At 68.4% G+C, this 9,161-nt stretch carries 9 protein-coding genes; all 9 read left to right on the top strand.

Features of this window, described 5'->3' with window-relative positions:
- Positions 1 to 112 precede the first annotated feature (112 nt).
- From VF697_RS33855 to VF697_RS33895, 9 genes are read left to right on the top strand one after another with little or no spacing between them, the layout of a single operon-like run.
- A complete protein-coding gene (locus VF697_RS33855) occupies positions 113 to 820 on the top strand; it encodes a MotA/TolQ/ExbB proton channel family protein (protein WP_331101523.1) in 708 nt (235 codons plus the stop codon).
- A 12-nt stretch (positions 821 to 832) separates the two neighbouring features.
- Complete coding sequence (tolR, locus tag VF697_RS33860; protein ID WP_331101525.1) at positions 833 to 1,297, top strand: protein TolR; 465 nt, start codon at positions 833 to 835, stop codon at positions 1,295 to 1,297.
- Between the two features lie 3 nt (positions 1,298 to 1,300).
- Complete coding sequence (locus VF697_RS33865; RefSeq protein WP_331101527.1) at positions 1,301 to 2,077, top strand: energy transducer TonB; 777 nt, start codon at positions 1,301 to 1,303, stop codon at positions 2,075 to 2,077.
- Positions 2,074 to 3,360 (top strand): Tol-Pal system beta propeller repeat protein TolB, encoded by a 1,287-nt coding sequence (gene tolB / locus VF697_RS33870; RefSeq protein WP_331101529.1) that lies wholly within the window; start codon positions 2,074 to 2,076, stop codon positions 3,358 to 3,360. The genes VF697_RS33865 and tolB overlap by 4 nt, the downstream gene beginning before the upstream one ends.
- 22 nt (positions 3,361 to 3,382) lie before the next feature.
- Complete coding sequence (locus VF697_RS33875; protein ID WP_331101531.1) at positions 3,383 to 4,930, top strand: AHH domain-containing protein; 1,548 nt, start codon at positions 3,383 to 3,385, stop codon at positions 4,928 to 4,930.
- A 35-nt stretch (positions 4,931 to 4,965) separates the two neighbouring features.
- Complete coding sequence (locus VF697_RS33880; RefSeq protein WP_331101538.1) at positions 4,966 to 5,505, top strand: imm11 family protein; 540 nt, start codon at positions 4,966 to 4,968, stop codon at positions 5,503 to 5,505.
- A 33-nt stretch (positions 5,506 to 5,538) separates the two neighbouring features.
- Positions 5,539 to 6,723, top strand: a complete 1,185-nt coding sequence (locus VF697_RS33885) for an aminotransferase class V-fold PLP-dependent enzyme (RefSeq protein WP_331101533.1) — start codon at positions 5,539 to 5,541, stop codon at positions 6,721 to 6,723.
- Between the two features lie 14 nt (positions 6,724 to 6,737).
- The gene (locus VF697_RS33890; protein WP_331101534.1) at positions 6,738 to 7,667 is read left to right on the top strand and encodes a Ppx/GppA phosphatase family protein; all 930 of its coding nucleotides are present in this window, start codon (positions 6,738 to 6,740) and stop codon (positions 7,665 to 7,667) included.
- The gene (locus VF697_RS33895) at positions 7,664 to 8,926 is read left to right on the top strand and encodes an MFS transporter (RefSeq protein WP_331101536.1); all 1,263 of its coding nucleotides are present in this window, start codon (positions 7,664 to 7,666) and stop codon (positions 8,924 to 8,926) included. Before VF697_RS33890 ends, VF697_RS33895 begins: the two co-directional genes overlap by 4 nt.
- Positions 8,927 to 9,161: the final 235 nt, after the last annotated feature.

The raw sequence follows: 9,161 nt of genomic DNA on the forward strand, positions 1-9,161 counted from the left end.
TCGGACGCCTGCCCACGGGAATTATTCATTGTCTGGCACGAGCAGCCAACCACCCCCCCTCGTGCCGGGTTTGTTTGACCCACCTGTACCGGGGTGTTACGGCCTGTCTCCCATGATGCCCCGCTTCCCCCTGGCGCTTGGCGCCATGAACTACCTGCAGATCCTCCGGGATGCCTCCCTCCTGGAGCTGTTCGTGCTGGCCCTGCTCATGGGCGTCTCCATCGCCTCGTGGGCGCTCATCGCACTGAAGCACACCCAGCTGTCCCGGGCCCGTGCCCAGTCGCTGAGCTTCCTGGACAGCTTCTGGAAGGCCTCCCGGCTGGAGACCATCTACCAGGACGCCCAGAAGCTCGAGGGCTCGCCCCTCTCCAAGGTGTTCTGCGCCGGCTACGAGGAGCTGAGCAAGCTCGCCCAGCACAAGGAGGGCGCCGAGGGCGCCATGGCCGAGCGGCTCGGGGGTATCGAGAACGTGGAGCGGGCGCTCAACCGCGCCTCCACCGCGCAGCTCATGGACCTGGAGTCGCGGGTGTCCTTCCTGGGCACCGTGGGCGCCGCCTCTCCCTTCGTGGGCCTGTTCGGCACGGTGATCGGCATCCTCAACGCCTTCAACTCCATCGCCGAGCAGGGCAACGCCACGCTGGCCACGGTGGCCGCGCCGGTGGGCAATGCGCTCTTCGCCACGGCGGCGGGCCTGTTCGCCGCGATTCCGGCGGTGGTGGCCTACAACTCGTTCATCAGCCGCATCAAGGTGTTCGACACGGAGATGGCCAACTTCTCCGCGGACTTCCTCAACATCATCAAGCGGCACTTCTTCCGCTAGGAGACGCGCGCCATGGGCATGGGCTCCAACCGCGGCAGTGGTCGCGTCACCATGAGCGAGATCAACGTCACGCCCATGGTGGACGTGATGCTGGTGCTGCTCATCATCTTCATGGTGACGGCACCCCTCATCCAGCAGGGCGTCAAGGTGAACCTCCCGGAGGCGAAGGCCGCCCCCGTCGAGGCCTCCGACAAGAAGCTGGTGCTGTCCATCGACATGCAGCGGCGCGTCTACATCGGCGAGGCCGAGGTGGCGCTGGACGAGCTGGAGAAGAAGCTGGCCAGCAACGCCAAGGCGCAGACGGACAAGGAGGTCTACCTCCACGCGGACCGGGACGTGCCCTACGGGGTGGTGGTGGACGTGATGGCCGCCGCGCAGCGCGCGGGCATCTCCAACGTGGGGATGATCACGGACCCAACGGCCGGGGGTCGCGCGTCCAACAAGGGCAAGAAGGAAGCGAAGGAGGCGCGGCGCTAGCCCATGCACCCGGCCGTCAACCAGAGCCTGCTCGTCCCGAGGCGCTCGCGCCTGGGACGCTTCATCACGGTGTCGCTGGTGGGCCACGGGGCGGTGCTGCTCGCCGTGGCGCTCTACGCCACCTTCTTCTCCGCTCCCCGGGTGGTGCTGGACCAGAAGCCCATCCGCGCCTCGCTGGTGCGCCTGGGCAAGAAGCGCGACGAGAAGCTGCTGCCCCGCAAGGAGGAGCCGCCTCCGCCTCCGCCCAAGAAGGTGGAGGCCGCGCCCGCGCCGCCCACGCCCGCCGCGCCCGAGCCCGCCAAGGTGGCCGTGCCCCTCCCCGGGGTGAAGCCGGAGCCCGCCCCCAAGCCCACGCCCCAGAAGGGCGAGGCCAAGGGCGAGGACCGGAAGAACCGCCTCTTCGGCGCCTTCGACAAGTTCTCCAAGTCCAAGCCCCCGGAGGAGCTGGAGGGCGAGGAGGACGGGGACCCGAACGGCGACTCCGCCACCGCCGAGGGCGAGCGCTACTTCGGCCTGCTCTCCTCGCAGGTGCGCCGCCACTACAACGTCGCGGACACCATCCCCGAGAACGAGCGCCTGTACCTCAAGGCCCAGGTGGCCATGCGCCTCAACCGCACCGGCGAGGTCATCGATACCCGCCTGGCCAAGGCCAGCGGCAACACCCTCTTCGACTCGGCCGTGCTGGCCGCGGTGAAGAAGGCCTCGCCCTTCTCCCCTCCCCCCGACCATCTGCGGGACACACTGCAGAAGAGCGGCATCGTCCTGGAGTTCAGCCCGTGAACGCGAAAGCCCTTCTCCTCTCGCTCGTCCTCCTTCCGCTGGCGGCGCTCGCCCAGGCTCCCGTCATTCAAATCTCGGGCGCCAACTTCCGGCCCCTGCCGCTCGCCGTCCCCGCTCCGCTGGTGCAGGGCGAGGAGGCCAAGGCGCCCTCCCAGGAGGTGGATGACGCGCTCATGTACGACCTGCGCGCCTCCGGCCTCTTCCAGGTGCTGGAGCGGGCCAGCTTCCTCGCGGACGCGAAGGAGGGCATGGCGGCGGGCAGCATCAACTTCTCGCGCTGGGCCGACGTGGGCGCCGAGTCGCTGGTGAAGTATTCGCTGGCCCAGGAAGGTGGCGAGCTGAAGGCCGAGGCGCGCCTGTTCAACGTGGGCAGTGGCCGCGAGGAGTTCAAGACGGCCCAGAGCGCGCCCGTCGCGGAGCCGCGCCTGCTGGCCCACAAGCTCGCCGACGCCATCTACCGCTACTACACCCGCGAGCCGAGCCCCTTCCTCTCGCGCATCTCCTACGTGCGCAAGACGGGCAACAACCGGGACGTGTGGGTGGCGGACTGGGACGGCCGCAACGCGAAGCAGGTGACGCGCGGGGGCATCAACCTGCTGCCCGCGCTCGGGCCGGACGGCTCGCTGGGCTACACCTCGTACCAGCAGGGCAGGCCGGAGCTGTACATCCGGCAGCCGGACGGGGACTCGGTGCGGCTGAAGACGGCCGAGGGCGAGATGGCCACCGGCGTGTCCTTCTCTCCGGACGGCAAGCGCATCGCGTACTCGTTGGCCGAGGGCGAGAGCGCTCAAATCTGGGTGGCCAACGTGGACGGCGGCGGCGCGAAGCGGCTCACCGACACGCGCTTCGGCATCAACTCCAGCCCCTCCTGGTCCCCGGACGGCAAGCGCATCGCCTTCGTGTCCAACCGGGGCGGCTCGCCGCAGGTGTACGTGATGAACGCGGACGGCTCGGGCGTGCGGCGGCTCACCTTCCAGGGCAACTACAACCAGACGCCGGACTGGTCGCCCCGCGGGGACCTCATCGCCTTCACCGCGCGCGACGAGCGCAACGCCTTCGACCTGTTCACCGTGAACGTGGACTCGGGCAAGGTGACGCGCCTGACGCAGGACCATGCGAACAACGAGGAGCCCTCCTTCTCGCCCAACGGTCGCCTCGTCCTCTTCACCTCCACGCGCAACGGCTCGCCGCAGCTCTTCGTGATGACGGCGGATGGCAACAACCAGGTGCCGCTGCCCTCGCAGGAGAAGGGCGCGCTGCTGACGCCCGACTGGGGCCGCTGAGGGAGGAGCAGGCCACGCGGCCATGATTCTCAAAGCCTTCGACGCTGTTTCGCCAAGAGCTTATCTCGGTAGGCCAAACACCCTCTCAGGGCTGAAGAAGTTCGCCGTGCCCCTACGCGCCCCCTTCGCGCTTTTTTTTCTCGTGCTCCTCTCGGCCACAGCCCGAGCCAACGCCATGGAGGGCCAGGTCTTCCGTGTGGACATACGGGTGGATGCGCGCGGGCACTGGGAGCCCCAGGGTAGCTCCTCAGTGTTTCTCACGTTCCCGCTGCGGCCCTTGGCCTCCAAGGACGTGGCGCCCCTCTCCCCTGAGAACGTGCGTACCATCCTTACAGCTTTCGAGAGCATGTACGGCAAGGTGGCGCCGCTCCCGGCGGGAGCGCGGGAAAAACCCACCTGCGCCAATGCTGCCCTGCGGGCAACGCTCGGAAGTCTGGTGCCGTGCCCTTCCGACTCCAGCTCCAAACCCAAGCGAATCCTACCACCACAAATCGAGGAACGAATCCGTCAGGACTACACGAGATTCTACGACTCGAAGAACATCGGCACGCTCAACGGCTCAAGAGCGGTGGAGGAGAGCCGCTTCTTCCTGGCGCTCAAACGCTCACCCACGTACATGGGGGCCGGTGCGCAGCAAGCGGCCGAGGAGCTGTTCACCTCCCCGGTTTTCATTGCTTCCCTGTCGATCTCACTGACGCTTTACATGGTCGCGTTGGCCGCGCCGGAGCCCTTCATCTCGAAGGGAGCCGTAGCAGCGATTACCTTCTGGCTCATGGCGACCTACGGCTTTTCGGAGGTCGTGGCCGTGGCCTCAGCAGTCAAGCGTTTGCACGACGAATCCTCAGTGGCGATGTCGGAGAGTGCCCTGGAAAATGCGGCCCGGCACTTTGGAGAGGCCATTGGGGGCGTGGGGCTGAGAATCCTCGTAACGGTCGCGGTGGGGCGCTTGGCCGGCAAGCTCCCCGAGGTTCCCAAGACTCCCGGGGGCGGGGGGCTCTGGGACAAGCTTGGCAGAGTTGGCAGCTCCGTACAGAAGGTCGTTGCGTCCTCGGAAGGAGCCGCCATGACGGTAGCCACGGCGGATGGGACGGTGAGCATTTCCGAGACGACAAGTACGGTGACCTCGGCGGCAGACGGAACAATCCTGCTCATGGGTGCGGCGCTGGGCGCAAGTGCCTCCGCCGTCAAGGATGCGCTCAAGGCGGCGCGTGTATCGGGCGACTGCAACCCGAAACAGGATGCCGACCACGAGGGCCACCATCTGGCCACGGACAAGAACGAGCAGTCCGACAGGAACGGTGGCCCATGGACACCAAAACTCAAGCTGTTTTTCGAGCGCGCGGGATTGAGCCTGAACGATCTGGTCAACATCGTGTTTCTCAAGGGGCACAAAGGTCCTCACCCTGAAGAGTACCATCGCGAAATCTTCCGCCGGCTCCGCGACGCTCTTGGAGCGTGCAAGACAAAAGTGGATTGCCGGAAACGGTTGGAGGATGAGCTCGATAGCATCGCCGCCGACGTCTGCAGACCAGACTCCAGGCTCAACAAATTCGTCACCCAGAAGAAATGAGTACACACGCCAGGTATTTCGACTTGACGGACAACATGCGAATTCCCGGGCGTTGGGTCTTGAGCCAACTCGATGTCGATGATCGAGGGCAGCCCATGGATCCCTGGCAATTCGACCAAGGGGAGCGCCTCGAGCTGGAAGGCGTTCAGATGATTGGCATGGGCCAACCTGGAATCGCGCTCGACTTCAGCACAACGGAGTTGGCCACCCCCGTGGTCAGTGGCCGCGTCGTGCCCATCTTCGAGCGCCTGGGTCTCCTGGATGAGGTGCAATTCATCCCCGCACGCGTGGAGGGACAGTCCGAGCCCTACTTCATCCTCAACACGCTGCGGACTCACCGGTGTATCGACGATGCCCGATGTGAAGAGGTGCTGTACTGGCGGCCAGAGGATGAGCGCCCGGACAAGCTGGGCAAGTACCGGAATGTCGTCGGGCTGAAGGTAGACCCATCCAGAGCAGGCGGCGCCGACATCTTCCGGCCCTGGGGTTGGACCGGGGTCCTCATCGTCTCCGAGCGCGTCAAACTGGCCATGGAGGCCGAGGGCATTACGGGCACCCTGTTCATCGAGGCTTGAGCTCCAACCGGCCCGGTCTACAGTCCGCGCCCCATGGACGCGTCCCCCTTCCGCTCCCACTGGTCGCTCGATCCCGAGGTGACCTTCCTCAACCACGGCTCCTTCGGCGCCTGCCCCACGCGGGTGCTTGAGGAGCAGTCCCGGCTGCGTGCCCGCATGGAGGCCGAGCCGGTGCGATTCCTCCACCGGGAGATGGAAGCCCTGTCCGACGCGGCCCGCGCGGCGCTGGGGGCCTTCCTGGACGCGGACGCGGACGACCTGGCCTTCGTCACCAACGCCACCACGGGCGTGAACACGGTGCTGCAGTCGCTGCGCTTCGCTCCCGGGGACGAGCTGCTCACCACCGACCACGAGTACAACGCCTCGCGCAACGCGCTCGACTTCGTGGCCCGCCGCTGGGGCATGAAGGTGGTGGTGGCGAAGCTGCCCTGGCCCGTGCCCTCGCCCCAGGCCGTGGTGGACGCGGTGCTCGCCCACGTCTCCGAGCGCACCCGGCTGCTGCTCATCGACCACATCTCCAGCCAGACGGCCCTGGTGCTCCCACTGGCCGAGCTCGTCCGCGCGCTGCGCGAGCGGGGCGTGGAGACACTCGTGGATGGCGCCCACGGCCCCGGCCAGGTGCCCCTGTCCCTGCGCTCGCTCGGCGCCGCGTACTACACGGGCAACTGCCACAAGTGGATGTGCGCCCCCAAGGGCGCCGCCTTCCTCTACGTCCGGAAGGACCTCCAGCCGGGCCTCCGCCCCGTCGTCATCAGCCACGGGTACAACTCGCGGCGCAAGGACCGCTCCCAGTTCCGCCTCGACTTCGACTGGACCGGGACGGGAGACCCCACCGCGTTCCTCTGCGTCCCCAAGGCGCTGGAGGTGGTGGGGGGAATGCTGCCCGGCGGCTGGCCGGAGGTGATGGCCTCCAACCGGGCCAAGGCGCTGGCGGCGCGGGCCTTCCTGTGCGAGCGGCTCGGGGTGGCCCCCCACTGTCCCGAGGAGATGGTGGGCTCCATGGCCACCGTGGCCCTGCCGGACGGCTTCCCCACCGAGCCCACCCCCCTCGGGGTGGATCCCCTCCAGGACCGGCTCCTCTTCGAGCACGGCATCGAGGTGCCCATCACCCCCTGGCCCCGGCCGCCGCACCGCCATGTCCGCGTGTCCGCCCAGCTCTACAACTCGCACGCGGAGTACCAGCGACTCGCCGAGGCTTTGGACGCGCTGCTGCGCTGAGTAAGCTCCGTCGGATGCCTCGTTACGCCACCATCGACGTGGGGACCAACTCGGTCCTCCTGCTCGTCGCGGACCGCCTGCCCGACGGCCGCTTCCAGGCCGTGCAGGAGCGGGCGGAGATCACCCGTCTGGGCCGCGGCGTGGACAAGAGCCGCCGCCTCTCGCCCGAGGGCATGAACGCCACCCTCCAGGTGCTGTCCGACTTCGCCACCGAGGCACGGAGCCTGGGCGCCGAGGCCATCGCCGTGTCCGCCACCAGCGCGGCGCGCGACTCGGAGAATGGCGCCGAGTTCCTCGCCGCCGCCCGGGAGCGCGCCGGGGTGACGGTGGACATCATCTCCGGCGAGCTGGAGGCGCAGCTCTCCTTCACCTCGGCCTACGCGGACTTCGGGCGCGAGGCGGCCGGGCCGCTGGTGGTGCTGGACATCGGCGGCGGCTCCACCGAGTTCATCTACGGCGACACGGAGGGCCGCGTGGCCTTCCGGCACAGCTTCGACGTGGGCTCGGTGCGGATGACCGAGCGCTACGTGAAGTCGGACCCGCTGTCCGCCGAGGACCGGGCCCGCGTGGAGTCGCACCTGCGCGAGAGCTTCTCCACCCTGCCCCCCTGCCCTCCGGGAGCGCGCTTCGTGGGCATCGCCGGCACGGTGACGACGCTCTACACCGTGCGGCACGCCATCGACCCGTATGACGCCGCGCGCGTCCATGGGGGCACCCTCACCCGCGCCGAGCTGGAGTCGCTGGCGGACCTGATGTGCCGGCTGCCCCTCGCCGAGCGCCAGAAGCTGCCCGGCCTGCAACCCAAGCGCGCGGACGTGATCCCCGCCGGAGCCCTCATCCTGCTCGAGAGCCTGCGGGCGCTCGGGCTCGAGAGCTGCCGGGTGAGCGATCGCGGCGTGCGCTGGGGCCTGCTCGCGCACCGTTTCGGAGCCAACCCCTCATGAGTCTCCCCACCGCCGTGGCCGACCCCTCCGCCCCCTCCGCCTCGTCCGCCGCGCGCACCGGCTACTACGCGCTGCTCATCCTCACGCTCATCAACCTGGTCAACTACCTCGACCGGTACATCGTCACGGTCGCGCTGCCGTACATCCAGCGGGACTTCCAGCTCACCGACACCCAGTCGGGCTACCTGGGCAGCTTCTTCATCATCGTCTTCATGCTGGCCTCGCCCGTGGGCGGCTTCCTCGGCGACCGGGTCCCGCGCAAGTTCCTCGTGGCCGCCGGCGTGCTGCTGTGGAGTCTGGCGACGGGGGCCTCGGGTCTGGCCACCACCTTCTTCATGCTGATGGTGGCGCGGGCCTGCGTGGGCATCGGCGAGGCGGGCTATGGCGCGGTGGCCCCGTCCATCATCTCCGACCTCTTCCCACGCGAGCAGCGTACGCGGGTGCTGTCCTTCTTCTACATCGCCATCCCCGTGGGAGCGGCGGCGGGCTACGGGCTGGGCGGGTGGCTGAGCGAGGCCTACTCGTGGCACGTGGCCTTCTTCGTGGGCGGCGCGCCGGGCCTGGTGCTGGGCGCCCTGGCCTTCTTCATGCCCGAGCCCCAGCGCGGCGCCATGGACGGCCCCGACGCCCAGGAGAAGCTGCCCTTCCTGGTGGGCCTCAAGGGGCTGGCGCGCAACACGGCCTTCTGGTGGACCACGGCCGGCTACACGCTGATGACGTTCGCCATCGGCGGGCTGGCCTTCTGGCTGCCCACGTTCCTCGTGCGCGAGCGCGCGATGACGGCGGACAGGGCGGGCTTCCTCTCCGGCGCCGTCACGGCCCTGGCGGGCCTGCTCGGCACGGTGGCGGGCGGCTGGCTGGGCGACAAGATGGACCGGCGGATGCCCGGCGGCGGCCTGCGCATGTCCGGCGTGGGCCTGCTGCTCGCCGCGCCCCTCATGTTCCTGTCCGTGCAGGTCCACGCGCTCGCGCCGATGTTCGCCATCATCTTCCTGGCGCAGTTCCTCATCTTCCTCAACAGCGGCCCCATCAACGCGGCCATCGTCAACGGCGTGCCCCCGGCGTTCCGCGCCTTCGCCATGGGGCTCAACGTGCTGTGCATCCACCTGCTGGGAGATGCCATCTCGCCCACCGCCATCGGCAAGCTGGCCGACATCGCCAGCCTGGGCCTCGCCATCGAGCTCAATGCCATCCCCGTCCTCCTGGGCGGCGTGGCGCTGCTCGTGGCCGGCAAGCTGTTCAAGCAGCCCGCGGCCTGAGGCCCGGTGGACGCGCGTCCACCGAGAACAGATGGGCGAGGGAATCCGGGACATCGCCCGCTGCGTGTCCCAGTATGTCCACGCCTGAGCCGGGATGATCCCGGCTCGACGTCGCCCTACGGGAGGACTCGTGGCCAGTCTGCTCTTCACCCCGCTCACGCTGCGCGGAGTGACCTTCAGGAATCGCATCGCCGTCTCACCGATGTGCCAGTACTCGAGCGAGGACGGATTCGCG

The organism is Archangium sp. (assembly GCF_036388035.1).
In the GTDB taxonomy this organism is placed as follows: Bacteria; Myxococcota; Myxococcia; order Myxococcales; family Myxococcaceae; genus Archangium.

Excerpts from the sequence above, each read along its gene's own strand:
- VF697_RS33855 (WP_331101523.1), top strand. The coding sequence starts at position 113 with ATGATGCCCCGCTTCCCCCTGGCGCTTGGCGCCATGAACTACCTGCAG.
- VF697_RS33890 (WP_331101534.1), top strand. The coding sequence starts at position 6,738 with ATGCCTCGTTACGCCACCATCGACGTGGGGACCAACTCGGTCCTCCTG.
- VF697_RS33895 (WP_331101536.1), top strand. The coding sequence starts at position 7,664 with ATGAGTCTCCCCACCGCCGTGGCCGACCCCTCCGCCCCCTCCGCCTCG.
- tolR (WP_331101525.1), top strand. The coding sequence starts at position 833 with ATGGGCATGGGCTCCAACCGCGGCAGTGGTCGCGTCACCATGAGCGAG.
- VF697_RS33880 (WP_331101538.1), top strand. The coding sequence starts at position 4,966 with ATGCGAATTCCCGGGCGTTGGGTCTTGAGCCAACTCGATGTCGATGAT.
- VF697_RS33865 (WP_331101527.1), top strand. The coding sequence starts at position 1,301 with ATGCACCCGGCCGTCAACCAGAGCCTGCTCGTCCCGAGGCGCTCGCGC.
- VF697_RS33885 (WP_331101533.1), top strand. The coding sequence starts at position 5,539 with ATGGACGCGTCCCCCTTCCGCTCCCACTGGTCGCTCGATCCCGAGGTG.
- VF697_RS33875 (WP_331101531.1), top strand. The coding sequence starts at position 3,383 with ATGATTCTCAAAGCCTTCGACGCTGTTTCGCCAAGAGCTTATCTCGGT.